This window comes from Rhodovulum sp. HP10, assembly GCF_047553435.1.
Lineage (GTDB): Bacteria > Pseudomonadota > Alphaproteobacteria > Rhodobacterales > Rhodobacteraceae > Rhodovulum.
This window is the reverse complement of sequence record NZ_CP180201.1, coordinates 2,502,501-2,525,931: the sequence shown is the minus strand read 5'-3', so window position 1 is coordinate 2,525,931 and position 23,431 is coordinate 2,502,501. Positions and strand designations below refer to the sequence as shown.

The 23,431-nt window shown below is 65.6% G+C and carries 21 protein-coding genes, 1 tRNA gene, 2 rRNA genes, 3 pseudogenes and 1 other annotated feature (1 of these 28 running past the window's edge); of the genes and pseudogenes, 11 read left to right on the top strand and 16 right to left on the bottom strand.

All coding sequences use genetic code 11. The features are described from left to right. Nucleotides 1–414: 414 nt before the first annotated feature. Genes ACK8CO_RS11760 through ACK8CO_RS11725 form a run of 8 tightly spaced genes read right to left on the bottom strand, consistent with a single transcriptional unit; the run spans nt 415 to nt 9,448 of the window. Nucleotides 415–1,305 carry a ribokinase gene (locus ACK8CO_RS11760; RefSeq protein ID WP_080617658.1) on the bottom strand — a complete coding sequence of 297 codons (891 nt, stop codon included), beginning with the start codon at nt 1,303–1,305 and terminating at the stop codon, nt 415–417. Continuing rightward, nucleotides 1,302–3,125, bottom strand: coding sequence for an ABC transporter ATP-binding protein (locus ACK8CO_RS11755; RefSeq protein WP_080617659.1), 1,824 nt, complete (start codon nt 3,123–3,125; stop codon nt 1,302–1,304). The genes ACK8CO_RS11760 and ACK8CO_RS11755 overlap by 4 nt, the downstream gene beginning before the upstream one ends. A gap of 3 nt (nt 3,126–3,128) precedes the next feature. Further along, nucleotides 3,129–4,067: an ABC transporter permease gene (locus ACK8CO_RS11750; RefSeq protein WP_080617660.1), complete on the bottom strand. Its 939-nt coding sequence runs from the start codon at nt 4,065–4,067 to the stop codon at nt 3,129–3,131. A gap of 1 nt (nt 4,068) precedes the next feature. After that, on the bottom strand, nt 4,069–5,040 hold the full coding sequence (locus tag ACK8CO_RS11745; RefSeq protein ID WP_414896746.1) for an ABC transporter permease: 972 nt from the start codon (nt 5,038–5,040) through the stop codon (nt 4,069–4,071). Beyond that, the gene (locus tag ACK8CO_RS11740; RefSeq protein WP_414896745.1) at nt 5,037–6,005 is read right to left on the bottom strand and encodes a nucleoside hydrolase; all 969 of its coding nucleotides are present in this window, start codon (nt 6,003–6,005) and stop codon (nt 5,037–5,039) included. Before ACK8CO_RS11740 ends, ACK8CO_RS11745 begins: the two co-directional genes overlap by 4 nt. Further along, complete coding sequence (locus ACK8CO_RS11735; RefSeq protein WP_080617663.1) at nt 6,002–6,967, bottom strand: nucleoside hydrolase; 966 nt, start codon at nt 6,965–6,967, stop codon at nt 6,002–6,004. The genes ACK8CO_RS11740 and ACK8CO_RS11735 overlap by 4 nt, the downstream gene beginning before the upstream one ends. A gap of 34 nt (nt 6,968–7,001) precedes the next feature. Next, nucleotides 7,002–7,901 carry a dihydrodipicolinate synthase family protein gene (locus ACK8CO_RS11730; RefSeq protein ID WP_414896744.1) on the bottom strand — a complete coding sequence of 300 codons (900 nt, stop codon included), beginning with the start codon at nt 7,899–7,901 and terminating at the stop codon, nt 7,002–7,004. Beyond that, nucleotides 7,898–9,448, bottom strand: coding sequence for an ABC transporter substrate-binding protein (locus ACK8CO_RS11725; RefSeq protein WP_414896743.1), 1,551 nt, complete (start codon nt 9,446–9,448; stop codon nt 7,898–7,900). Before ACK8CO_RS11725 ends, ACK8CO_RS11730 begins: the two co-directional genes overlap by 4 nt. 141 nt (nt 9,449–9,589) lie before the next feature. Between ACK8CO_RS11725 and ACK8CO_RS11720 the strand changes: the two genes are divergently transcribed. From ACK8CO_RS11720 to ACK8CO_RS11710, 3 genes are all read left to right on the top strand, one after another. Beyond that, complete coding sequence (locus tag ACK8CO_RS11720) at nt 9,590–10,486, top strand: LysR family transcriptional regulator (protein ID WP_414896742.1); 897 nt, start codon at nt 9,590–9,592, stop codon at nt 10,484–10,486. A 144-nt stretch (nt 10,487–10,630) separates the two neighbouring features. Continuing rightward, nucleotides 10,631–11,038 carry a universal stress protein gene (locus ACK8CO_RS11715; RefSeq protein WP_080618092.1) on the top strand — a complete coding sequence of 136 codons (408 nt, stop codon included), beginning with the start codon at nt 10,631–10,633 and terminating at the stop codon, nt 11,036–11,038. 33 nt (nt 11,039–11,071) lie between these two features. Continuing rightward, on the top strand, nt 11,072–11,392 hold the full coding sequence (locus tag ACK8CO_RS11710; RefSeq protein ID WP_414896741.1) for an antibiotic biosynthesis monooxygenase family protein: 321 nt from the start codon (nt 11,072–11,074) through the stop codon (nt 11,390–11,392). Nucleotides 11,393–11,629: 237 nt separating this feature from the next. Here ACK8CO_RS11710 and ACK8CO_RS11705 read toward each other — a convergent pair whose 3' ends face one another. Continuing rightward, complete coding sequence (locus ACK8CO_RS11705) at nt 11,630–11,959, bottom strand: DnaJ family domain-containing protein (protein WP_414896740.1); 330 nt, start codon at nt 11,957–11,959, stop codon at nt 11,630–11,632. Between the two features lie 151 nt (nt 11,960–12,110). Here ACK8CO_RS11705 and ACK8CO_RS11700 point away from each other — a divergent pair, with 151 nt between their 5' ends. Further along, nucleotides 12,111–12,512, top strand: a complete 402-nt coding sequence (locus ACK8CO_RS11700; protein WP_414896739.1) for a MarR family winged helix-turn-helix transcriptional regulator — start codon at nt 12,111–12,113, stop codon at nt 12,510–12,512. Nucleotides 12,513–12,843: 331 nt separating this feature from the next. Here ACK8CO_RS11700 and ACK8CO_RS11695 read toward each other — a convergent pair whose 3' ends face one another. Continuing rightward, nucleotides 12,844–13,392, bottom strand: a complete 549-nt coding sequence (locus ACK8CO_RS11695; protein WP_414896738.1) for a YdcF family protein — start codon at nt 13,390–13,392, stop codon at nt 12,844–12,846. A gap of 501 nt (nt 13,393–13,893) precedes the next feature. Further along, entirely contained in the window at nt 13,894–14,529 is a 636-nt protein-coding gene (gene parA, locus ACK8CO_RS11690; RefSeq protein ID WP_414896737.1) for a ParA family partition ATPase, read from the bottom strand. 208 nt (nt 14,530–14,737) lie between these two features. Between parA and ACK8CO_RS11685 the strand changes: the two genes are divergently transcribed. Both ACK8CO_RS11685 and ACK8CO_RS11680 read left to right on the top strand, forming a co-directional pair. Then, nucleotides 14,738–15,496, top strand: coding sequence for a hypothetical protein (locus tag ACK8CO_RS11685; protein ID WP_414896736.1), 759 nt, complete (start codon nt 14,738–14,740; stop codon nt 15,494–15,496). Between the two features lie 181 nt (nt 15,497–15,677). Further along, the gene (locus ACK8CO_RS11680; RefSeq protein ID WP_080617672.1) at nt 15,678–16,442 is read left to right on the top strand and encodes a Hint domain-containing protein; all 765 of its coding nucleotides are present in this window, start codon (nt 15,678–15,680) and stop codon (nt 16,440–16,442) included. A gap of 24 nt (nt 16,443–16,466) precedes the next feature. On the opposite strand, the gene ACK8CO_RS11675 is transcribed toward ACK8CO_RS11680, so the two are convergent. Beyond that, nucleotides 16,467–16,967 carry an Lrp/AsnC family transcriptional regulator gene (locus tag ACK8CO_RS11675; protein WP_080617673.1) on the bottom strand — a complete coding sequence of 167 codons (501 nt, stop codon included), beginning with the start codon at nt 16,965–16,967 and terminating at the stop codon, nt 16,467–16,469. A 331-nt stretch (nt 16,968–17,298) separates the two neighbouring features. Here ACK8CO_RS11675 and ACK8CO_RS11670 point away from each other — a divergent pair, with 331 nt between their 5' ends. From ACK8CO_RS11670 to ACK8CO_RS11655, 4 genes and pseudogenes are all read left to right on the top strand, one after another. Then, a complete protein-coding gene (locus tag ACK8CO_RS11670; RefSeq protein ID WP_414896735.1) occupies nt 17,299–18,111 on the top strand; it encodes a VWA domain-containing protein in 813 nt (270 codons plus the stop codon). Between the two features lie 194 nt (nt 18,112–18,305). Then, nucleotides 18,306–19,459 (top strand): IS3 family transposase gene (locus ACK8CO_RS11665; protein WP_414896734.1). Its coding sequence is split into 2 segments (ribosomal slippage): nt 18,306–18,558 and nt 18,558–19,459, totalling 1,155 coding nucleotides; the frame shifts between segments, so codons are not numbered across the junction. A 24-nt stretch (nt 19,460–19,483) separates the two neighbouring features. Further along, a complete protein-coding gene (locus ACK8CO_RS11660; protein ID WP_414896733.1) occupies nt 19,484–20,182 on the top strand; it encodes a methyl-accepting chemotaxis protein in 699 nt (232 codons plus the stop codon). A 359-nt stretch (nt 20,183–20,541) separates the two neighbouring features. Further along, nucleotides 20,542–20,903 (top strand): annotated as a pseudogene (locus ACK8CO_RS11655) (transposase); the annotation flags it as partial. Beyond that, nucleotides 20,823–20,934, top strand: a sequence feature (AL1L pseudoknot). It overlaps the preceding pseudogene by 81 nt. Here ACK8CO_RS11655 and ACK8CO_RS11650 read toward each other — a convergent pair. After that, nucleotides 20,901–21,077 (bottom strand): annotated as a pseudogene (locus tag ACK8CO_RS11650) (IS3 family transposase); the annotation flags it as partial. It overlaps the preceding feature by 34 nt. The pseudogenes ACK8CO_RS11655 and ACK8CO_RS11650 sit on opposite strands and share 3 nt — an antisense overlap. Before the next feature lie 53 nt (nt 21,078–21,130). Here ACK8CO_RS11650 and ACK8CO_RS11645 point away from each other — a divergent pair. Then, a pseudogene (locus tag ACK8CO_RS11645) lies at nt 21,131–21,331 on the top strand (transposase); the annotation flags it as partial. A 252-nt stretch (nt 21,332–21,583) separates the two neighbouring features. Here ACK8CO_RS11645 and ACK8CO_RS11640 read toward each other — a convergent pair. The 3 genes from ACK8CO_RS11640 to ACK8CO_RS11630 all read right to left on the bottom strand — a co-directional run. Next, a tRNA-Met gene (locus tag ACK8CO_RS11640) sits at nt 21,584–21,660 on the bottom strand. A gap of 96 nt (nt 21,661–21,756) precedes the next feature. After that, a 5S ribosomal RNA gene (gene rrf / locus ACK8CO_RS11635) occupies nt 21,757–21,871 on the bottom strand. A gap of 79 nt (nt 21,872–21,950) precedes the next feature. After that, a 23S ribosomal RNA gene (locus ACK8CO_RS11630) occupies nt 21,951–23,431 on the bottom strand (it continues 1,379 nt past the right edge of the window).

The window sequence follows — 23,431 nt, the reverse complement described above, 5'->3', positions numbered from 1 at the left end:
CCTGCCCGGCAACAAGATCGCCCGAAGACACCCACCCGGCGAAACAATACTGCGCAACCACAACCTCACGACGCAAGGATCGCCTTCTCTCGCCCCCCGTGATCGCGGCACGGCCCCGACCGGCGCCGCGATGCGCCGCCGAGGCCACAAGGGCAGGACGTCCCGCGACCGCATCCCGCCGGTCCCTCAGGATAGCGGCAGAACGCGGCCCTGTGGCAGGAAGCGCGCGTCCGGCGAAGGGCAGGAGATCGAACCCGAGGCCGGTTACCGCAACACCACTCGCCCCCGATCCCGACTGCCGACGAAACTGCCGGGGCACAGGAGACCGCCCAGCGGCCGGACGGAAATTCCACCCTTGTGATGATCCGACCCCTCGGGGCGGCACCGAGGGTCTGAAACCGCCCTTCCCGCCGGTCAGCCCGCCGCAGCGGCCAGCACGGCGTCGGTGTCGCGGGCTTCGGGAAGGCTCGACTGGCTGCCGATCCGGGTGCAGGCGATGGCCGCCGCCGCCGCCGCCCGGCGCAGCGCTGCCCCGGGCGTCTCGCCGCGATCCAGAGCCGCCGCGAAGACGCCCACGAAACAGTCCCCGGCGGCGGTCGTGTCCTTCGGTGTGCAGGGCATCGCCGGGATCGAAATCTCCTGCCCCTGCCAGCACAGTTCGGCCCCCTCGCCGCCCAGCGTGCGCAGGATGCCCGCGCCCGAGGCGGCGGCCAGAGCGCGCGGATCGGGCGCGCAGCCCAGCCATCCCGCCATCGCCTCGGCTTCGTCCTCGTTGACGACGATCAGATCGCAAAGCCCCAGCAGCTCGGCGTCGAGGCGACCGGCCGGGGCGAGGTTCAGGATACAGAGTGCGTCGGTGCTCCGGCAGCGCCGGATCAGCCGGGCGATCTCGGCCGGGTCGTTCTCCATCTGCAAAAGCAGGACCGAGGCCCGGTCCAGAAGCGCGTCCTCGACGCTGTCGGCAGAGGCTGCCAGATTGGCGCCGCCCGCCACCACGATCTCGTTCCGGCCACAGGCATCGCGGTGGATCGCGGCGCAGCCGGTGGGCGCCTCAAGCCGGGCCACGCGCGTCAGATCGACCCGGCCCTTCAGCCCCTCCAGCGCGACCTCGGCCAGCGCGTCCTGTCCGACCGCCCCAGCCATCGCCACCTCGGCGCCGTCAAGCGCGGCCGCCAGCGCCTGATTGGCGCCCTTGCCGCCCGCCTCGGTGGTGAAGCTCTTCGCCATCAGGGTCTGGCCGGGCTGCGGCAGCGTCTCGACCGCAAAGATCAGGTCGGCATTCAGAGAACCGAAGGTGACGATCATGCGACGGCCTCGCTTTCATGGATCTGAACGAAATGCCCCTCTCCGACCTCGCGGTAAAGCCGTTTCGGTGCCACGTAACCGGCCGGGCGATAGGGGCTCCGGATCTCGTCGCCCGCCACTACCCGGCGGCTGCGACGCGACGGGTCGGCCACCGGCACCGCGGCGATCAGCTTGCGGGTATAGGGGTGCTGCGGGGTCTCGAAGACAGCCGCACGCGGGCCGATCTCGACGATCTCGCCCAGATACATCACCGCGACCCGGTGGCTGATGCGCTCGACCACCGCCATGTCATGGCTGATGAAGAGATAGCCGAGCCCGTAGCGCTCCTGCAGATCGAGCATCAGGTTGATGACCTGCGCCTTCACCGACACATCCAGCGCCGAGACGGATTCATCGGCCACGATAAGTTTCGGTTCCAGCGCCAGCGCCCGGGCGATGCAGATCCGCTGACGCTGGCCGCCCGAAAATTCATGCGGGAAGCGTTGCAGCATCTCGCCCGACAGCCCGACCCGCTCCAGCAGGTCGGCCACCCGCGCCGGCGCCTCGCGGCGCGAGACGAGCCCGTGCACGATCATCGGTTCGGCAATGGCCTCGCCGATGCGGATGCGCGGATTGAGGCTTTCGAACGGGTCCTGAAAGATCATCTGCACGTCGCGGCGGATCTTCGTCAGCTCCGAATGCCCGGCCCCGCGCACGTCATGCCCATCCATCGCGATGCTGCCGCCCGAGGGGTCCTCGAGCCGGATCAGCGACCGGCCGGTGGTCGACTTGCCGCAGCCGCTTTCGCCCACCAGAGACAGGGTCTCGCCCTGACGCAGCGCGAACGAGATGTCCTCGACGGCGTGGATCCGGCCGACGACCCGGCGCAGGATCCCCTTGCGGACCGGGAAGCGGGTCACGAGATTGTCGACCTTCAGCACCGGCGGTTCATTCACGCGCACGGTATCGGCGGTGGGCGGCGGCGGCGCGATCTCGCCCGTCGCCATGTCGACCCGCGGAAAGCGCAGCGGCCGGTCCTGGCCCGCCATGGCGCCAAGCTGCGGCACGGCGGACAGGAGCGCGCGGGAATAAGGGTGCTTCGCCTCGCGGAAGATCGCCTCGGTCGTGGCCTTCTCGACCACCTCGCCGCGATACATCACGACGGTCCGGTCCGAGATCTCGGCCACCACGCCCATGTCATGGGTGATGAAGAGGACCGACATGCCCTCTTCCTCCTGCAGGGTCTTGATCAGCTCGAGGATCTGGGCCTGGATCGTGACGTCGAGCGCGGTGGTCGGCTCGTCGGCGATCAGGAGCCGGGGCGAACAGGCCAGTGCGATGGCGATCACCACGCGCTGGCGCATGCCGCCCGAGAAATTCATCGGATACTCGCCCAGCCGCGCCGCCGCCGAGGGGATGCGCACCCGGTCCAGAAGCCGCACCGCCTCGGCCTCGGCCGCGGCGCCGTCCAGCCCGCGATGCCGGCGCAGTACCTCGGTGATCTGATCGCCGATCCTCAGCACCGGGTTCAGCGAGGTCATCGGTTCCTGGAAGATCATGCCGATCCGGTTGCCCCGGATCGCCTGCATGTGATCGAGCGGCATTGCCAGCAGGTCCTGCCCCTCGAAGACGATCCGGCCTTCGGTGCGGGAATTGGCGGGCGACAGCAGTCGCATGATCGACATAGCGGTCACGCTCTTGCCAGAACCCGACTCGCCCACCACGGCCACCGTCTCCTGCGGGCCGATATCGAAGCTGACGCCCTCGACGACATTGCGCCACTGGCCCTCGACACGGAAGGCCGCGCTCAGCGCCTCGACGGAAAGAACGGGGGTCTCCATCGCTCAGCCCTCCCTGCGGGGGTTCAGGATGTCTCGCAGCGAGTCGCCGATCAGGTTGATCGAGACGATCAGCACCAACAGCGCGAGACCGGGGAAGAAGCTGATCCAGTAATCGCCCGACAGCAGGTATTCATAGCCGTTCGAGACCAGCAGCCCCAGCGAGGGCTCGGTCACCGGCAGGCCGATGCCGAGAAAGCTCAGCGTGGCTTCCAGCATGATCGCATAGGCCACGCGCATGGTGGCGACGACGATCAGCGGCGGCAGGCAGTTCGGCAGAATGTGGCGGAACAGGATCCGCCGGTCGGGCAGCGCCATCGAGCGCGCGGCATCGACATAGGCGCGCTTGCGCTCGACCAGGGCCGAGCCGCGGATCGTGCGCGCGTAATAGGCCCATTGGGTGACCACGAGCGCGAGGATGATCTTGTCGACCCCCTGCCCGAGGATCGCGAGGAAGATCAGCGCGATCAGGATCGCCGGAAAGCTGAGCTGGATATCGACGATCCGCATCAGGAAGGCGTCGGTCCGCCCGCCCGCATAGGCGCTGAACAGCCCCACCGAGGCGCCGATCACCAGCGCGATGGCCGCACTGGCCAGACCGACGAGAATGCTGGTCCGGAGCCCGAACAGGATCGCGCTGAACAGATCGCGGCCCTGATCGTCGGTGCCGAGCAGATAGGTCATGCCGGTCATGCTTTGCGAGCCCGGGCCGAGGCGGCCATCCATGATGTCGAGCTGGGCGAGATCATAGGGGTCCTGCGGCGCGATCAGCGGCGCGAAGACCGCCCCGATCACCAGCAGCGTGAGGATCACGAGCCCGGTCAGCGCCAGCGGGTCGCGCAGAAGCCTGGCCATGGTCTGGCGAAACGGCGAGGCCGAGGCGGGCGGCACGGCCGCCGTGGCAGCGGCATGGACGGACCGGGGGGTATCGGACGGGGCGGTCATCTCAGTTGCCCTCCAGCCGGACACGCGGATCGACAAGCGAATAGAGGATGTCGACGGTGAGATTGATGAGGCTGAACATGACCACCGTGATCATCAGGTAGGCCAGGATCACCGGCCGGTCGAGCACGGCGATCGAATCGATGATCAGCTTGCCCATGCCGGGCCAGGCGAAGATCGTCTCGGTCACCACCGCGAAGGCGATCAGCGAGCCGAGTTCCAGCCCGATCACGGTAATCAGCGGAATGAGCGTGTTCTTCAGCACATGGATGCGGACGATGCGTCCCTCGGGCAGGCCCTTGGCGCGGGCGAAGCGCACGAAGTCGAGCTGCATGGTCTCGAGCACGCCCGCCCGGGTGATGCGGATCACCAGCGAGATCTTGAACAGCGCGAGGTTGAAGGCCGGCAGCGCGATATGGGCCAGACCGTCGAGGGTGAACAGGCTCAGCGGCACGCCGAAGACATCGACAGTGTCGCCGCGTCCCGACGAGGGCAGCCAGCCCAGCTGGACCGCGAAGACCATGATCATCACCAGCCCGATCCAGAAGGTCGGCAGCGAGAAACCGAGGATCGAGAAGGCCATGATCGACTTCGCGAGCCACCCGTTCGGCCTGAGCCCGGCATAGACCCCGAGCGGCAACCCGATCGCCAGCGCCATGACCAGCGCCGCGGCGGCCAGTTCCAGCGTCGCGGGCATGCGCTGCAGGATCAGATGCAGAGCGGGCTGGTTGTAGACGAAGGAATTGCCCAGATCGCCCGACAGCGCGTTCTTGAGGAAGATCCCGTATTGCACCCAGACCGGCTGATCGAGCCCGAAGGACCGGATCACCTCCAGCCGCTCGGCAGGCGTCGCGGTCGGGCTCAGCAGAACGTCGACCGGATTGCCGACCATGTGCAGCCCGCCGAAGACCAGAACCGACATGACGAACAGCGTCACCACGGTCTGCAGCAACCGGCTGAAGAGATACCCGCTCATTCCGTTTCCTTCTGCGGCGTCGTTCCACGCCTCTCACCATGGGCCGCGATGCGATCGAGGACCAGCGCGATATAGGCGGCCTCGTCGACCCCGGTCATCACCGCCATATGCGGCGAGGGCGCGTTGAAATCGGCAAATGTATGGCCGCTGGTCGCGCCGCCGACCTGAACCCCGATCCGGGCGCTGCGCCCCTTGAACAGATCCGGCTGCATCAGCCAGGCAATGGTCATCGGGTCATGCAGCGGCCCGCCCGGACGGCCGTAGCGCTCGGGGTCGCTGCGGTCGTATTGTGTCAGCAGATTGGCCAGCGCCCGCCCGGCCGCCCCGCCCCGGGCGCGGAACTCCGCGATATGCGTGTCGGTGAACAGGACCTGCGTCGTCACGTCGAGCGGGAACAGCACCAGCGGCACGCCCGAACCGAAGACGATCTCGGCGGCATGCGGGTCGGCATGGATGTTGAACTCGGCCCAGGGGGTGCGGTGGCCGGGCATGGCGATGGCGCCGCCCATGCAGACGATCCGCCGGATGCCGCGCCCCACCTCCGGATGCATCCGGAGCGCCAGCGCGATATTGGTCAGGGGCCCGATGGCACAGATCGTCAGCGGCTCGCCCGCCCTGGCGGCGGCGCGGGTCTTGCGCGCGATGAAGCGCACGGCGTTCTCGGTGGCGGGCGCGACCGGAGCCGCGCCGATCAGCGGCGCGGGAAAGGCGCCGATCGCGGCATATTTGCCGAAGACCTGATCGCGCAACAGCGGCGCGCGTGCGCCTGCCATGACCGGCAGGTCGGTCCGCCCGGTCAGCCCCACGATCCGGCAGGCATTGGTCAGCGCGGCCGAAAGCGTCACATTGCCAGCGACGGCCGTGATCCCCAGCACGTCGAGTTCGGGCGAGCCCAGTGCCATCAGGATCGCGGCCGCGTCATCGACGCCTGGATCGGTATCGATGATGACCGGTATCCGGTTCATGCCGCGGCGCCGGCGCCATAACGCGCCATCAGCCCGAGATAGAGATCGATCACGCCACCGGCATCGACCCCGATCGCGATATCGGCATTGGCGGGACCGCCGGTCTTGCCGAACCAGTCGGCCACCGTCTGGCCGAGGCAGAGCGGGCTCTCGGTCTCGACGAAGACCCGGGCCGGACGCGTCTCGAACAGCTCGGGCGCCAGCAGGAAGGCGGTCACCAGCGGGTCGTGCAGCGGCCCCCCGCGCGAGCCGTAGCGCTGCGGGTCGTTGCGGTCCCAGAACGCCATCAGCCCGGCCACGCTGCGCGAGATCCGGCCGCTGACCTCGGCGAAGCGGGTCACATGATCGGGCCTCAGCATCACCTGATGGGTGGCGTCAAGCCCGAGCACGGTCATCGGCAGCCCGGCCGCGAACACGATGGCGGCGGCATGGGGATCGGCCAGCATGTTGAATTCGGAGGTCAGCGAGCGGTTGCCCGGCTCGCGGAAGGCGCCGCCCATCATCACCACCCGTTCGATGCCCGCGGCGATGTCGGGGGCCAGCCTGAGGGCCAGCGCCAGATCGGTCAGCGGCCCGAGGCAGCACAGCGTGATCTTCGGCCCCTCGCCCCGCACCGCGCGGCCCAGATGGTCGATCAGCGCCTCGACCGCACCGACCGGCTCGGGCCGCTTCAGCGGGTCGGGCAGCAGCGTGTCGCCCAGCCCGCTCTCGCCATGGAACTTGCCATGGATCGGCTCGCGGCAAAGCGGGCGATGGGCGCCGGCATGGACGGGAATATCCTCGCGCCCGCCCAGTTCGCAGATCTGCAGCGCATTGCGCAGCGTGCGTTCGAGCGGCTGGTTGCCGCAGACCGCGAGGATCGCGCGGATATCGAGTTCGGGCGCCGCGAAGGCCCCAAGCAGCGCGATGGCATCGTCAATGCCGGGATCGCAGTCGAAAATCACGGGAAGGGGTGCTGTCATGGAACCGTTCTTCACAGGAGAACCGCCCGGCCGCTCAGAGCGCGCCGATGGCGCCCAGCGCCTCGGCCAGCTCGACCCGCGCCGCCGCATCGAGCGGGGCCTGCGGCGCGACGGGATTGCCGACCTCGAAGCCCTGCAGCTCGAGCGCGGCCTTGATGCAGGCCGCCAGCGAATAGCGCGCGAACAACTCGTTGATGCGCCAGAGCGGGCGCTGCAGGTCCATCGCGCGCTCCCAGTCGCCCGCCCGGGCGGCCTCGTAAAGCGCGATGCTCTGCTCGGGCACGATGCAGGCCGGGCCCGCCATCCAGCCGACGCCGCCGATCATCATCACGCAGGCCGGGATATGGGCCGAGGCGGCAAAGACCTCGATCCGGCCGCCGCAGCGGTTGAGGATCGACAACAGCCGCCCGGTATTCGAGGAGGCATCCTTGATGTAGCGGATGTTCGGCACCCGGCTGAGCCGGTCGATCACCGGCAGCGTCAGGTCGGAACGCTGGAAATTCGGATTGGTGTACAGCACCACCGGCAGGCCCTCGGCGGCCTCGGCGATGGCGGTGAAATAGGCCTCGACGCCCGCCTCGCCGATCGGGAAATAGGCCTCGAGAATGGCAAGGATGCCATCTGCCCCGGCCGCGACCAGGGCGCGGGTCTGCGCCACCGCATCGGCGGTCGAGGTGGAGGCCACGCCCGGCACCACCGGCACCCGTCCCCTGGCCGCGCCGATCACCGCCCGGGCGACCGCAAGGCGCTGATCGTTCGAGAGATAGGCGAATTCGCCGGTGCTGCCCAGCGGCGCGAGCCCGTGCACCCCTGCCCCGATCAGCCGCTCGACCAGAGCCGCCAGAACGTCCTCGCGGACCCCGCCCGAGGCGTCGAGCGGGGAGACCAGATAAGGGAAGACGCCGTGAAAGCCCGGCTCCCTCGGCGCGCTCATTCGGCCGTGACCTCATAGGCGAGGGTGTAGCCGTCGGAGCGGCCCGGATAGCTCAGCCCGTCCTCCAGCGCCCAGGTATTGGCAAGGTAGAAGACCGGAATCACCCCGAGACCGGTCATCGCGATGCGGGTCGCCTTCTGCAGCAGCTCGCGGCGGGTCGCGTCATCGAGGGTCTGGCGCGCCTGTTGCAGCGTCGCGTCGAAATCGGGGTTCGAATAGCGGCCCCGGTTGCCGCGCCCGGCGCTGTCGCCATAGGTCTCCAGAAGCGGCCCCAGGACGCCCGAGGCCTCGCCGGTCTCGACCGCGGCCCCGCCCATGATGAAGCTGAATTCGAGGTTCGAGGCGCGCGAGAAGTAGACGCTGGCGGGCAGGGTCTCGACCGAGGTGCCGATGCCGATCCGGCTGAAGAACTGACCGATGGCCTGGGCCACGCGGCTGTCATTGGGATAGCGGTCGTTCGAGGCGTGGAAGGTCAGCTTGAAGCCGTCGGGATAACCGGCCTCGGCCAGCAGCGCCTTGGCCTTCGCCGGGTCGTAGGGATCGACCTCGATCGTGGGGTCGAAGCCGAAATAGCCCTCGGGCACGAGCTGGCCCGCGGGCACGCCCTGGCCGTCCATGATCCGGTCGACGATGGCCTCGCGGTTCAGGGACAGCGACAGCGCCCGGCGCACACGCGCATCGCGCAGAGGGTTCTTGCCGTCGGGCCCCTTGGCGAAGGGCGAGACCTCGCGGCCCTGATCCATGTGCAGATACATCACCCGGTTGCCCGCGACCGACACGACCTTGAGATCGTCGGCGGATTTCAGGCGTCGGGTATCGGCCGTCGGGATGCTCTCGATCATGTCGACATCGCCCGACAGCATCGCCGCGACCCGGGCACTGTTGTTCTTGTAGACCTTGAAGGTCACGTCTTCCCAGGCGGCGGGGCCGGCCCAGTACGCATCGTTGCGGGCGACCCTGACCTCGCTGTCGGGCACCCAGGACACGAATTTGAACGGCCCGGTGCCGATCACCCCCTTGCCCGCATTCATCTCTTCGGTCGTCACATCCGCATCCTCGGCGGGCAGGATCGCGATCCGGCTGAGATCGTTCGGCAAAAGCGGCGTCGGCGCGGCGGTGGTGATGCGCACCGTCATCGGGTCGACCGCCTCGACCGAGGTGATCGCCTTCACATAGGGCATGAAGGAACTCGGGCTGTTCTTCGAGGCCTTCGGCACCCGGTTGAGGCTGGCCACCACATCCTCGGCGGTGAAATCGCTGCCATCGTGGAAGGTCACGCCCTCGCGCAGCCTGAATTCCCAGGTGGTGTCGTCGATCACGCGCCAGGAGACCGCCAGCGCAGGCTGGATCTGCTGCTTGTCGTCCTGGTTGACCAGCCCGTCGAAGATGTTGCGCGCCATGGCGCTGTTCGGACCGACGACATAGAATTGCGGGTCCATCGAGGTGGTCGAGGCCGCGAGACCGATGGTCAGCGCCTGTGCCGAAACGAGCGCGGGCAAGACCGCGACACTGGCTGCGAGTAGTGCCGCCGAGGCAAAACGTTTCATCCGGATAGTCCTCCGTATACCAATGGCGACCCGCACCCTCGCTCCGGGCCGACAGAAAATTACCCATTTTGTGAATGGGCATGAAATTGTATTTGGTGTGCTCATCATGCCTCCATGTTATAGGATTGGAAGATCATGCGGTTGCGACAAAGACAGGTCGAAGCGTTCCGAAGCGTGATGATGACCGGCGGCATCACCTCGGCCGCAGCTGCCATGCATGTGACACAACCGGCGGTCAGCCGGCTGATCCGCGATCTGGAGGAGACGATCGGGCTGTCGCTCTTCCAGCGCCGCGGCGCCCGGCTCGACCCGACGCCGGAAGCGTCGCTGCTTTATCGCGAGGTCGAGCGGCTTTATCTCGGGCTCGACCAGATCGCCCAGGCCGCCGAGGACATCCGCGACCACAAGAATATCGTGATCCGGATCGGCACCGTCACCTCTCTGGTGCGGCCCTATCTGCAGCGTGCCATCCGCGATGTGATCGGCGAGCGCCGCGACGTGCCCCTGGTGATCGATGTCGAGAACAGCCGCCATGTCTGGGAGATGGTCGAGAACGCGCAATATGATATCGGCTTCGTCTATGGTCGCCAGCGCATGGACGAGCGCGCCCGGCCGCTGCGCCAGATGGCCGCAGTCGCAGCGGTTCCGCCCGGGCATCCGCTGGCCGCGCGCTCGGTCTGCACCCCGGACGATCTGGCGGGCGAGCGGCTGCTGATCCCGGGACGGAACTCGCCGGCGCGGCTGGCGCTGGACAGCGCGCTGGCCCAGGCCGCCGCCGCTCCGGCCAGCCTGATGGAAAGTTCGATGCTGAACTGCTGCCATTTCGCGGCCGACGGCATGGGCGTGGCCATCGTCGACGAGATCTCGATCCGCGCGGCCCGCGAGAATGCCGGGGCGGCGCTGGTCGCGATCCCGTTCCGGCCCGAGATCGGCGTCGGCTATTACGCGATCCGGCCCCCCGGCGCGCATCGGATCGCCATTCTCGATGCCGTCGTAGCGCATCTCGAGGCCCAGCTGAATGCGCCGGCACAGGTCTGAAAGCGGATGTGCCGGTGCTGCCCGCACGGAAAACCGGTTCCCAGCACCGCGCGACCTCTCTAGGGTCCAAGGGCATGATTTACGTCAAGGATCGCGCCGCGCGGCGATGCGATGCTCGGCGGCAGAACCGGAGGGTCCGAGACCATGTATGCGAATATTCTTGTGCCGGTGGCGGTCGATCACGCGCCCGATCTGGGCGATGTGCTGACAATCGCGCGCCGGCTGCGCAGCGAGAGCGGCACGATCACGGTGCTGACCGTTGCCGAAGCAATCCCGCCCTATGTGGCACAGTATCTGCCCGAGGGGCAGGAGGAAGCGACCCGCGCGACGATCCGGCAGGAACTGGCCGGCGCGCTGGCCGGCGTGTCCGATATCGAGATCCGCGTGGTCACCGGGCATGCCGGGATTACCATCGTCGATTATGCCGAACGCCACGGCGTCGATCTCATCGTGATGCATTCGCACCGCCCCGACCTGACGGATTATTTCCTCGGCTCGACGGCCGCCCGCGTGGTGCGTCACGCCCCCTGCGCCGTTCACGTCGTACGCTGAGCGTCACCCACCCCAGGAAGATCGGAGACAGACATGCCCCAGATCACTCCCCAGGCCGACCTGCAGACCGTGATCACCACCTTCGAGGTGACCCCTGGCACCTGCCAGGACCTGCTCGACGAGTTGCAGAACACCTTCGCCGCGTTCATCTCGAAACAGCCCGGCTTCATCGGTGCGGCGCTGCATGTGAACGACGCCCAGACCCGGATCGCGAACTATTCGCAATGGCGGCGGCGCGAGGATTTCCAGGCGATGCTGCGCAGCGACGAGATGCGCGGCCATACCCGCCGCTTCGCCGAGCTCTGCAAGAGCTTCGAGCCGGTGATGTACGAGGTCGCCGCCAGTTACGACTGAGGCACCGGGCGCCCCGGATTCTGCACTGAGCCGTGTCAGGCAATCCTGGCCCGGTCCTCAGGCATATCCCCGAACCGGCCTCTCGAAGCAGGGCGCGGGTCCGAAGAGAGGCAGGAATGCGGACATCCGGCGCCGTGACACGACCTCCGCCTCCCCGTTTACTCGTTCCACGTTTACTGGCGGCGAGACGGTGGCGGCGCAGCTCCGGGCGCATGACCTCGTCTAGCAAGGTCGCCATCATTTGAAAAAGCTGCGCCGTGCCTCTCGTTCGATTTCCAGCTGCAACGTGAGATCGGCCAGCTTCTTCATTTCGGCTTTTCGCTCCAAGGCGCCGGTGGTCGCCTGCAAGACCAGGAGCTGCTTGTCCACGGCCTTTTTCAACTCGAATTCGCGCGGAAGCGTGCCGGCTTCCGCCATGATCCGCATGCCGATGCCAACGGCATCTTCGTGCGGACGAACCGATAACGGCTTTCCTTCGCCTTCGAGATGATCCAGCGAGCCTTCGGCCTGCGCCTTGAGGATCTGCCTTTCCGCAAGTTTATCGAACGACATTGCTTGCTGCCCCATTTGAGCCGTCTCTATAATCTGCACCCTACTGGAGACCCGACAAAACGTCAACTCAGTTGACAAGAATGAGGACGCGCGCTTGCCCCCCGGAGACACTCTTTACGGCGGTGTCCGCCTCATACGCCCGCTTCTGCGTCGCATAACCGCGCGCGTGGAACGCGATTTGCAAGGAACCGGCATTACCGTCGGCCAGAGGGCAATCCTCGAGACGCTGAGCGAAGCGAAGAGCGCGACAGCGCCGATGCTGACGGACTGGCTCGACATGAAGCGGCAGTTCGTGGCACGCGAGCTCAAGGCCCTGCTGGAAGCGGGAATGATCGAGAAGACGCCGAACCCGGATCGCGCAAGATCGTTCCTCTATCGTCTGACTGCTGAAAGTTCAGAGCTTATCGGCGCAATCCGCGAGCGGGAAATCCGGAGTTTTGCCGCGTTTTCGGATCAGTTCACCGAAGACGAGCTGTTGGCATTCCGCAAGATCATGGAAGCGCTCTACGCCAACATGCTGACCGAGGAAAATCTCGATGCGCAACGGAGAGACGGCGCGCGGAGATAGGCACAGGGCGCGCCAGCGCGCAGGAAAGGCCGTTCTCTTTCAGGATCTACGATCCGGGCAGGCAACCTGAAACGAGGTTTCGCCCGACAGCGGTCGGGGACCAGAGGCAAGCTTCGGCCGACGCCTTCGGGCAGGCCAATGGCGCAGGAGAGACAAGGCCGTAGGGCCGCCGCCAGGGCTTCGGTTCATGACCCGGGGACCGCTCCATCGTTTCGGACACCGCCGCGCCATAGCCCCTAACGCAGTCCGCGACGTGAAGACGGACAATACCCGCGTGAGGGCGCGGGTCCCAGGCCGGACCGGCCCGGGCAATCCGGTTCACGAATCCGGTTCACGGGCGGCGTGTCGGGCCAAGCGCCAGAGCCTTTGCGATCGCCGCCGCCTCCCGCAGCAGCGCAAGAGCAAGGCGACCCTGCGCCCCCGGCGGGCGGGGCGGGCAGTTCGCATCGGCCTCAAGCCCCGCCCGCCGCGCCAGGAAAAGCGCCCGGGGCGCGTGATAGCCATCGGTGACAAGCGTCACCCTGCCGATCCCCTCCCGGGCAAGGATCGGTCGGCAGAAGGCGATGTTCTCGGCGGTGCTGCGGGCGGCGCTTTCGCAGATCAGACGCTCGGGCGGGACCCCGGCGGCCCGGCAGATCGCGGCCGCCGCCTCGGCCTCACCGTCCGCCCCCGAGGTCACGACCAGCATTTCGGGCGTGGCGCGCCACAGCAGCGCCGCATGTTCCGCCCGGCGGATCAGCGCGGGTCCGGGCTGCCCCACACCCCGCATCGCCGCACCGAGAACGAGAAGAGCCCTGTCCATCACCCGAGCCTGCCGCGCCCGGGCCGCCCCGTCAATCGCATCATCCTCAAGCCCCCCGCCCTCAATCGCACGCGCCATCGGCGCTTGCCTGATCGGCGCTTGCCTGCGGGCCGGGCGCTCCGACGCGCGTGACCGTCTGCCGCCCGAAGATCATCGCACCCGCCCGCGCTCCGGCCCAAATGCGCAGCGACCCAGGCCGTCCTTGCCGGACGGCTCCGTGGCCCGGACCCGGCGCGGCCTGCGCTGCGCCTCCGATCATGCCCCGAGCTGTTGCTTCCGACCCGAGGACGTGGCGCCCGGAGTGCTGCCGCCGGGCACGGGGCCGCGTTCTTGCCAATGCCAGGACATAGCCGCCCATGTCGCCCTCACGGCGGCAGGGCGCAGGAAAACCTGAAGCTGCACGGCCCCGCAAACGGCCTCCGCTGTCCTCGCGGGCCTTCTCGCCGTCCCTGCCGGGCAAGTCGATGCCTGCCGGCTCGGCGGGGCGGTCGCGATGCCCAGGGCGTGCGGTTTTCTTGGCGGACGGGTGAGGCCGCCCCGAAGCGGTCTCGTCAAGGGCAGTCCGGTAGATGAAGGCCGTCAATCGGCCAGCGCGGCCAGCACCTCCTGGGCCAGCGCCTCGATCTCATCCGCCCCCGGTCCCCGGCGCCCGGCTTCCTGCACGCCCAGCCCGCGCCCCAGCGTCTCGGCATAGCTGACGCGGTTGGCAAGCCGGACCATCGCCAGCCCCGCCTCCATCCCCCCCGCGATCTCGGCCACCTCGGCGGCAAGCCGGGTCTTGGCCTTCAGCCGGTTCAGGACCACCATCGCCGGCTTGTCCTCGCGCCGGGCAAGATCCAGCACCCCCTCGGTCGCCCACAGATCGACATGCGAGGCCGCAACCGGCACCAGCACCAGATCGGCGGCGCGCAGAGCGGGCCTGAGATCGCTGTCGGCCTTGGGCGGGGTGTCGATCAGCACCACGTCATGGTCGCGCGCCAGCTTGGCGGTCTCGTAGCCGACCCCCCAGGCCGAGGCTGTCGAGAATTCCATGTCGGGCGCCTCGCGCCCCTCGATCCGGGTCATGAACCAGCGGCCGAGACTGCCCTGCGGATCGGTGTCGATCAGCGCGACAGCCATGCCGCGGCGCCGGAAGGCCACGGCCAGATTGGCCGCAAGCGTGGTCTTGCCCGAGCCGCCCTTCTGCTGCGCGATGGTGATGATCGTGCCAGCCATGTGATCCCCCCTGCCATGCCGCAGCGCAGAATACCGCAGCCGGCGTGGTTGCACAGCCCCAATCCGCCGCAGCCGCTCGCATCGCCTCCGGACGCCATGACCGCCCGCACCGATCCGGCGCCAGAACCCTGCCCCCCGCTATCCGAGCCCCGGGGTTAACGTTGAGTTAACCACGTCAGACGGAAACTCGCGGAGAAAGGAGCGCCCCATGCGCCCAGGTGCCCCCCCTGCGCCGGCCGCGCCCGGCATCCCGGATGCCGTCGCAACGCTGCGCGCTGGGGCCCGCCCTATGGTCCTGACCCTGACGGTGCTGGCTGCGACGCTGGGCGCGGCCCCTGCGGCGCTGGCCGGGGCCTGGTTGCAGGAGAAGGGATCTGGGCTTCTGGCCTTCTCGCACGAGGCCAATCGCGACCGGACCTGGGGCAGCCGCTGGGGCTACAGCTCGGTCTATGGCGAATACGGCATGACGCCGAAGCTGACGCTCGGGCTCGACGCGGGCAAGGGCGAGGCCGCCGATGACTGGAAGGCCATCGCCTTCCTGCGGTTCGGATCCGAGATCGACTGGCTGCCCGGGCGACTGGCGACGGAATTCGGCGCCGGGGCAGCGGGCGCGCCGGGCGGGATGACCGAGCCGGTGATCCGGGCAGGCCTGAGCTGGGGCACCGGTTTCACGACCCCCGACGGCAGCGGCTGGATCAGTCTGGACGCGCGCACCGATAGCCGTCCGCAAAGCGCCATGGTCGACTACAAGCTCGACATCACGCTGGGCGTCATGCCCAACCCGCGCACCCAGCTGACGCTGGAAATATGGGGCGAGGAGGCCGCCACCGAACCACGGACGGTGAAGCTGTCGCCCGCCGTCTCGCGCCGGATCGGAAAGGACACCTGGCTGCGGATTGGGGGAATCGTTGGGATCCATAACGACCGGTCGATCGGGCTGGTGATCGGCAGCCGGATCGAATTCTGACCTGATCCGGCATCAAAGCCGTTTCAGACGCGAAATTGTCTCGAAGTTCAGCCGGAATGCCGGTGCTGAAAGCCCGGCGTTTTGACGAAAGCCCGCGGCTCTGGCAGAGTCCTGACGTCTCTCTGCGTCCTGGTGGGGGCCGTGGCAGATGTGACCGGACCTGACCGGAAGGAACGATCGCATGGCAACCCATTTTCGTGGCGCCTCGGGCTTTTTCCCGCAGCAGGCCCGGCCCGCCTCCGGGATGACCGGGCCGCAGCCGGCGATGCGCCGCTACGAGGTCCGGGGCATGACCCCCGACGGCAGGCCGCATGACGTCGCCCGCGCCATGCCCGCCGATCCGCATGTCGACGAAGCCTTCTGCGCCTTCGCGCATGGAACCCTGATCGCCACTCCGCAAGGACCGGTGGCGGTCGAGGACCTGCTACCCGGGATGGAGATCGACACCGCCGGAGCCGGAGCACAGCCGCTGCTCTGGGTCGGCTCGACCATGCTGGTGCCGCCTGCCGGACGAGGCCGCGAGACCGTCACGCTCACCCGGCTCACCGCCGACAGCCTCGGCCTCGGCCGGCCGATGCCCGACCTGGTACTGGGGCCGCGCGCGCGATTGCTGATGCGCCATCCCCGCTGCCGCGCCCTGACCGGCGCCGAGACGGCCTTCGCCCCCGCCACCGGCTTCGTCGACGGCACCGCGCTGATCGCGCTGCGCGTGCTGCGCCCGACCCGGGTCTATCATCTGGCCCTGCACGGACAGCAGGTGCTTCTGGCCAACGGGGTCGAGGTGGAAAGCTATCACCCGGGCGAGAATGCCAGCCTTCTCATCGACAAGGCCAACCGCCTGCGGTTCCTGTCGCTGTTTCCGCATGTCAGCGGTTTCGGCGGCTTCGGCCCGATGCAGGTGCCGAGGCTGACCGCCTTCGAGATGGAGAAGCTGAACGCGGCCTGACCGGCGCCGCGCGGGCGGGCCCGATCAGGCGCTCTTGCTCAGCCGCGCCTCAAGCACCTCGAAGGGCACGCCGGGCTCGTCCTTGGCGCCGCGGATCACCAGAGAGGTCTTGACGCTGGCCACGTTATCGGCGGCGGTCAGCTCTTCAGTCAGGAAGCTCTGGAAGGTCGACAGATCGGGCGCCACGCATTTCAGGATGAAATCGACCTCGCCGTTCAGCATGTGGCATTCGCGCACCAGCGGCCAGGCCCGGCAACGGGCCTCGAACCGCGACAGATCGGCCTCGGCCTGGCTCTGCAGCCCGACCATGGCAAAGACCTGAACCTCGAAGCCCAGCTCGCGGGTGTTGATATCGGCATGATAGCCGCGGATGAAGCCCGCCTCTTCGAGCGTACGGACGCGGCGCAGGCAAGGCGGAGCCGAGATCCCCACCCGGCGCGCCAGTTCGACATTGGTCATGCGACCGTCGGCCTGCAACTCGGCGAGGATCTTGCGGTCGATGGCGTCAAGTCGGCTGCCCGGCATGGCTGCTCCTTCGGTTCTTTTTTCGCGGATCATATGTCTGCGCTCGCTCATGCGCAATAATATTTCTTGTCCACGCAAGATCTTTAAATTTCCACCACCCTGGCGGCAACGGGAGTCGCGACCTGCGGACCAGCGGAAACGCACCGGCACCCGTAGCGCCAGCCGGTCCGGGCGGCAATACCGAAAACCCCGGGGGAGCGGTTCGAATCAGTTGCCGAAGAACGGTTGTTCGGTGACATTTCACCCGGGGTAGGCTTGGGGGAATCCAAACTCGTTTTCGAAAAGTGCATTTTTTCCTGCCCCTTCCATTTTTTCAGGAAGGAATGTCAGTATGACAAGGAATAAGACCCTGCGGGCCGCGACGGCGGCGATTTCCATCCTTTTCGGCGCGGGAACGGCCAGTGCTGCGGTCATCGATCTCGGCTTCGTACTGGACGGCTCTGGCAGCGTGAGCTCATATGACTTCGACAGCGCGACAGCAGCGCTCTCGGCTGCCCTGTCGCAGATCCCGACCAGCGGCGACAATCAATACCGGGTGGCGGTGACCTCTTACGGTTACTCCAGCTACACGGTGGTCCCGCCAACCGTCGTGACCGCCGCCAACATCGCCTCGATCCAGTCCGCCGTGCTGACCGCCTACAAGGACGACGGCGGTACCGACACCGCCGGGGCCATCACCTATATCACCGATCTTTTCCTCGATGAGGGGCTGGGGGATACAACCCTCATCAACACCACCACCGACGGCTCGCCGAATTCGCAATATCTGACCGAAAGCGCGGCGCTGGCCGCGAATACGGCCGGGGTCGACGGGATCAGCCTCGAGGCGGTCGGCAGCGGGGTCAGCAGCCCCTATGCGCTGTCGAACATGGCCCGGATCGCGGGGCTCGGCACCAGCGGCGATGCCGATGACGGGGTCATCGCGGCCGATCTCGGCAACCTGCCGAACGCGACCGAGACGGGCTTCGTGATCCCGGTCGCCGATTTCGACGCCTATGGCGCGGCGATCGAGGCGAAGATCGGCCAGGTGATCGACGATACCGGCGGCAATACCGGGGTGGTTCCGCTGCCGGCGGCGATGCCGATGCTGCTGGCCGGTCTGGGCGTCTTCGGTTTCGTCCGGCGCCGTCAGACGACGACCTGAGACCGAGGCCATCCGGATCCCCCGAGGCGGTCGCGGATGCGAAAGACATGAGGGTCTGCGCAGAAACGCGGACCCCGACTTTTTCGTACAGGCTCCAGCCTCATTCCAGGTCAATGAGCTACCCCCCGAAATTCGGACAGTGACGTAAGCTACGATTTGCAGTCTGCTGATCTTCGACGAGAAGGAGATCAGAGATGTCGAAACGCAAGCAGCACGCGCCTGAGTTCAAGGCGAAGGTCGCGCTGGAAGCCCTGAAGGGTGAAGAGACGGCGGCCGAGCTGGCGAGCCGGTTCGGAGTGCATCCGACGATGATCCATCAATGGAAGCGCGCCCTGCTCGAAGGCGCGTCCGGCGTGTTCGAGCGCGGCGGCCGCAAGAGACCCGAGATCGACGAGGAGCAGGTGAAGGAGCTCCACGCCAAGATCGGGGAGCTGGCGGTGGCCGACTCTTTTTTGGAACGAAAGCTGAAGCCCTGGGGCGGGAAGTGAGGCGCGGTATGATCGAGCCTGACCATCCTCAGCTGTCCATCGGTCAGCAGTGCAGGCTGCTGTCGATTGCGCGCTCGTCCTATTACTACGAGCCGAAGGGAGAGACCGCACAGAACCTCGGCCTGATGCGGCAGATCGACGAGCAGTTCCTGGAGACGCCGTTCTTCGGTGTCCGCCAGATGACCTGGCACCTGCGCAATGACGGGCATCTCGTGAACGAGAAGCGAATACGCCGGCTAATGCGCCTCATGGGGCTGATGCCGATTTACCAGAAGCCCAACACGAGCAGGCCGGCGAAAGGACACAAGACCTATCCTTACCTTCTGAAAGGGCTGCACGTGGATCGTCCGAACCAGGTCTGGTGCTCGGACATCACCTACCTGCCCATGCGCCGCGGGTTCCTATACCTCATAGCGATCATGGACTGGCACACGCGCAAGGTTCTATCCTGGCGGATCTCGAACACCCTGGAGGCCGACTTCTGCGTCGAAGCACTGAGCGAGGCCATCCACAAGTTCGGCCCGCCCGAGATCATGAACACGGATCAGGGCAGCCAGTTCACGTCCTTCGCCTGGACCGACCGGCTCCGCCGATCCGGTGTGCGCATCTCGATGGATGGGAAAGGCCGATTCCTCGACAACATCTTCATCGAGCGGCTGTGGCGAACCCTGAAATACGAATGCGTCTACCTGCATGCCTGGGAGACCGGATCAGAGACGAAAGGGGCTATCCGGAAATGGATGACCTTCTACAACCACCAGCGTCCTCACTCAGCCCTCGGCGGCAAGCCACCGGCGCTGGTTTATTGGCAGAGAAATGATATCAAAAAACCCGATCAGCAGGTGCAAAGAGTAGCTTAAATTACGCCAGATACTGTCCAACCGATGGGGAGTAGCTCAACCGCAGCGGCGCTGCAGACGCTCGAACACAATGTCCGCGGCGCAACCGAGAACGCCAAGAGCGCCGAACGCCATGTGACGACCGCACGGGAACGGGCCGAGGCCACCCGTTCCGTTGCGGACAGCGCTGTGGATTCGATCCGCAAGATCGAGCAATCCTCGCAATCGATCGGGCGAATCACTGACATGATCGAAGATGTGGCGTTCCAGACCAATCTTCTGGCTCTCAATGCTGGAGTAGAGGCCGCCCGAGCGGGCGAGGCCGGGCGGGGCTTTGCAGTCGTTGCCTCCGAGGTGCGTGCCCTTGCACAGCGCGCGACCGAAGCTGCGGGAGAGATCAACAGCCTTATCCGGAGCAGCGAAGGGCATGTCGTCGATGGCGTGAGGCACGTCTCTGAGACGGTCGATGCCCTGTCGTCCATTCAAGACGCTGTTGTCCACGTATACGACAAGGTCACCGAAATATCTGCAACGGCAGTCGAACAGGCGACCAGCATAACCGAGATCAACACCGCGGTCGGAAGCCTCGATCATGATGTGCAGAAGAATGCGGCCATTCTGGATGAAACAGCTACGGCAGGCCAAGAATTGACCACTGAGGCAGACACTCTGGTTGAGTTAGTGCGGAAGTTCAAGCTGCCTGCCCAAGAGCGCTCCGGTATGCACCCTTTTGCTGCGGAGTGATCGGCTTGGATTGGATCGCAACCGCCCGTTCTGGGCCATTGAAATGTTCTCCGCGCCGCCTTCACTTCGCCACACCAATGCCGTTGGGGTCCCGATCCGCCATCATCGTCACTCAATCCAAAAAATTATTATAGAGACTTGAAGCGCTAGCGTTCCGCTTTGGGGCTGCCTGCAGACCTCTGCCGCATTTGGTACGAACGTCGCCTCTCGGCAGCGAGCGCCCTGCGCGGCTCAGCGCGCGCTCGACGTTGCAAAGACAGGTTTCTGCGATTTCGTGCCGTCCAGGGACGACGCCACGAACCGCCGTGAATCGCGCCGGGTTTGCCGGAGGCTCCAACTCCTGAGTAGGATGGAGCATCATGAGCAAGACCACGAATAAGTTTTCCCCTGAAGTGCGCGAGCGCGCCGTGCGGTTGGTTCTCGACAACGAGGGCCAGCACGGCTCTCGCTGGCAGGCGATCACGTCGATCTCCGCGAAGATCGGATGTTCGGCGAACACGCTGAACGATTGGGTCAAGAAGGCCGAAGTCGACAGCGGGATGCGTGCCGGTATCCCGAGCGACATAGCTGACAAGATGAAGGCCCTTGAGCGCGAGAACCGAGAGCTCCGGCAGGCGAACGAGATCCTGCGTAAGGCGAGCGCATATTTTGCGATGGCGGAGCTCGACCGCCGGTCGAAGTGATGGTGGATTTTATCGAGGCGCACTGGGATGCGCATGGCGAGTGCGATGATGTCCGCGGTCAGCGCGTCTTCGTCGGGACGGCCCCGCGGCACCTTGCGTTGTGTCGAGCGATGCTGACCAAGTGTCCGGCAGGCGAAGCGCTCCGAGAGGGAGAACTTCTGCCCGACGTGGTCGATGCAACGGCGGCGGCGGGCAGGGCTTAGGCTGCAGCCCCATTGATTTGAGGCATTTGGCATGATTCAGGCTCCGCAAGGAGACCTGATCGATGAGCAATCTTTACTGGCTGAGCGATGCACAGATGGAACGCCTGAAGCCGTTCTTTCCCAAGAGCCATGGTAAGCCCCGCGTCGATGATCGTCGCGTCCTCAGCGGCATAATCTTCATCAATCGCAATGGGTTGCGTTGGCGCGATGCGCCGAAGGAATACGGCCCGGCGAAGACCCTCTATAACCGTTGGAAGCGCTGGAGGTGAGTGGTTGAACGCCACTGGTTCGAGAGAAGCCACGAACACGGGGTCTTCGCCCGGATCATGGTCGGCCTGCCCAGAAACCTTCTTCTCTGCGATCATGCCCGCCGCAACCGTCTTGTTCTGGCTGTGAAACTCAATGAGTCTGCACCCTAGGGGGCCCATTGTAACGCTTACTGTTGATGCAAGCCGGAACGCCAAAAGCCCAACGGCTTGCGTCGAGCTCTAAGCACCTGATATGTTTTCGATATTTGGTTGCGGGGGTAGGATTTGAACCTACGACCTTCAGGTTATGAGCCTGACGAGCTACCGGGCTGCTCCACCCCGCGCCAATACTGTGCTTTTGAGTGCACAGGGGTTTCGTCCCATTGGTTTATCGGTATTGGGACGAGATATCGTATTGAGAGTTACATGGCTCTTTCTAGGTTTGGCGGCGACCTACTCTCCCACGTCTTGAGACGCAGTACCATCGGCGCGACGGCACTTAACGGCCGGGTTCGGAATGGAGCCGGGTGTTTTGCTCGTGCTATGACCACCAAACCGAGGAAGAGCCATATTCCAAGTCGCATACACTGGGGATGTGTTGCTTTTGAGCAGTATAGCTTGGCTATTACTGGATCAAATCAAGCCTATCGGACAATTAGTACCGGTCAACTGAACGCATTGCTGCGCTTACATCTCCGGCCTATCGACGTGGTGGTCTACCACGGTCCTCAAGGGATACCTTGTTTTGAGGGGGGCTTCCCGCTTAGATGCCTTCAGCGGTTATCCTGTCCGATCATAGCTACCCTGCACTGCCGTTGGCACGACAACAGGTCCACCAGTGGATCGTTCACCCCGGTCCTCTCGTACTAGGGGCAACTCCTCTCAAGTATCCTACACCCACGGAAGATAGGGACCGAACTGTCTCACGACGTTCTAAACCCAGCTCACGTACCTCTTTAAACGGCGAACAGCCGTACCCTTGGGACCTGCTCCAGCCCCAGGATGAGATGAGCCGACATCGAGGTGCCAAACACTGCCGTCGATATGGACTCTTGGGCAGTATCAGCCTGTTATCCCCGGCGTACCTTTTATCCGTTGAGCGATGGCCCTTCCACTCGGGACCACCGGATCACTATGGCCGACTTTCGTCTCTGCTCGACTTGTCAGTCTTGCAGTCAGGCTGGCTTCTGCCATTGCACTCAACGAGCGATTTCCGACCGCTCTGAGCCAACCTTCGCGCGCCTCCGTTACTATTTGGGAGGCGACCGCCCCAGTCAAACTACCCGCCACACAGGGTCCCGGATCCGGATAACGGACCGCGGTTAGACATCAAGCAGGAGAAGGGTGGTATCTCAAGGGAGGCTCCACCAGAACTGGCGTCCTGGTTTCAAAGCCTACCACCTATCCTGCACATCGCATGCCTGATGCCAGTGTGAAGCTGTAGTGAAGGTGCACGGGGTCTTTCCGTCTAACCGCGGGAAGCCTGCATCTTGACAGGCAATTCAATTTCGCTGAGTCGATGTTGGAGACAGCGGGGAAGTCGTTACGCCATTCGTGCAGGTCGGAACTTACCCGACAAGGAATTTCGCTACCTTAGGACCGTTATAGTTACGGCCGCCGTTTACCGGGGCTTCAATTCGGAGCTTGCACCCCTCCTTTTAACCTTCCGGCACCGGGCAGGCGTCAGACCCTATACGTCGTCTTGCGACTTCGCAGAGCCCTGTGTTTTTAGTAAACAGTCGCCACCCCCTAGTTTGTGCCCCCGGCCCATGGTTGCCCACGAACCGGGCCTCCTTCTCGCGAACTTACGGAGGCATTTTGCCGAGTTCCTTCAACATCGTTCTCTCAAGCGCCTTGGTATTCTCTACCAGTCCACCTGTGTCGGTTTAGGGTACGGTCTGATGGAGGGCTATTTCCAGGAACCGCTCAGCGGCAAGACCAATCCGATAAGGTCTCACCACACCTGCGATCCGTCACATCCTCCTGGCCCACGAATATTAACGTGGTTCCCATCGGCTACGCTTTTCAGCCTCGCCTTAGGGGCCGGCTTACCCTGCTCAGATTAGCTTTAAGCAGGAACCCTTGGACTTTCGGCGGGAGGGTCTCTCACCCTCC

Coding starts and splice junctions, on each gene's coding strand:
- ACK8CO_RS11755 (WP_080617659.1), bottom strand. CDS start 3,125: ATGGAGACCCCCGTTCTTTCCGTCGAGGCGCTGAGCGCGGCCTTCCGT.
- ACK8CO_RS11725 (WP_414896743.1), bottom strand. CDS start 9,448: ATGAAACGTTTTGCCTCGGCGGCACTACTCGCAGCCAGTGTCGCGGTC.
- ACK8CO_RS11710 (WP_414896741.1), top strand. CDS start 11,072: ATGCCCCAGATCACTCCCCAGGCCGACCTGCAGACCGTGATCACCACC.
- ACK8CO_RS11660 (WP_414896733.1), top strand. CDS start 19,484: ATGGGGAGTAGCTCAACCGCAGCGGCGCTGCAGACGCTCGAACACAAT.
- parA (WP_414896737.1), bottom strand. CDS start 14,529: ATGGCTGGCACGATCATCACCATCGCGCAGCAGAAGGGCGGCTCGGGC.
- ACK8CO_RS11745 (WP_414896746.1), bottom strand. CDS start 5,040: ATGAGCGGGTATCTCTTCAGCCGGTTGCTGCAGACCGTGGTGACGCTG.
- ACK8CO_RS11670 (WP_414896735.1), top strand. CDS start 17,299: ATGACAAGGAATAAGACCCTGCGGGCCGCGACGGCGGCGATTTCCATC.
- ACK8CO_RS11695 (WP_414896738.1), bottom strand. CDS start 13,392: ATGGCGCGTGCGATTGAGGGCGGGGGGCTTGAGGATGATGCGATTGAC.
- ACK8CO_RS11680 (WP_080617672.1), top strand. CDS start 15,678: ATGGCAACCCATTTTCGTGGCGCCTCGGGCTTTTTCCCGCAGCAGGCC.
- ACK8CO_RS11685 (WP_414896736.1), top strand. CDS start 14,738: ATGCGCCCAGGTGCCCCCCCTGCGCCGGCCGCGCCCGGCATCCCGGAT.
- ACK8CO_RS11740 (WP_414896745.1), bottom strand. CDS start 6,005: ATGAACCGGATACCGGTCATCATCGATACCGATCCAGGCGTCGATGAC.
- ACK8CO_RS11705 (WP_414896740.1), bottom strand. CDS start 11,959: ATGGGGCAGCAAGCAATGTCGTTCGATAAACTTGCGGAAAGGCAGATC.
- ACK8CO_RS11675 (WP_080617673.1), bottom strand. CDS start 16,967: ATGCCGGGCAGCCGACTTGACGCCATCGACCGCAAGATCCTCGCCGAG.
- ACK8CO_RS11730 (WP_414896744.1), bottom strand. CDS start 7,901: ATGAGCGCGCCGAGGGAGCCGGGCTTTCACGGCGTCTTCCCTTATCTG.
- ACK8CO_RS11735 (WP_080617663.1), bottom strand. CDS start 6,967: ATGACAGCACCCCTTCCCGTGATTTTCGACTGCGATCCCGGCATTGAC.
- ACK8CO_RS11715 (WP_080618092.1), top strand. CDS start 10,631: ATGTATGCGAATATTCTTGTGCCGGTGGCGGTCGATCACGCGCCCGAT.
- ACK8CO_RS11760 (WP_080617658.1), bottom strand. CDS start 1,305: ATGATCGTCACCTTCGGTTCTCTGAATGCCGACCTGATCTTTGCGGTC.
- ACK8CO_RS11750 (WP_080617660.1), bottom strand. CDS start 4,067: ATGACCGCCCCGTCCGATACCCCCCGGTCCGTCCATGCCGCTGCCACG.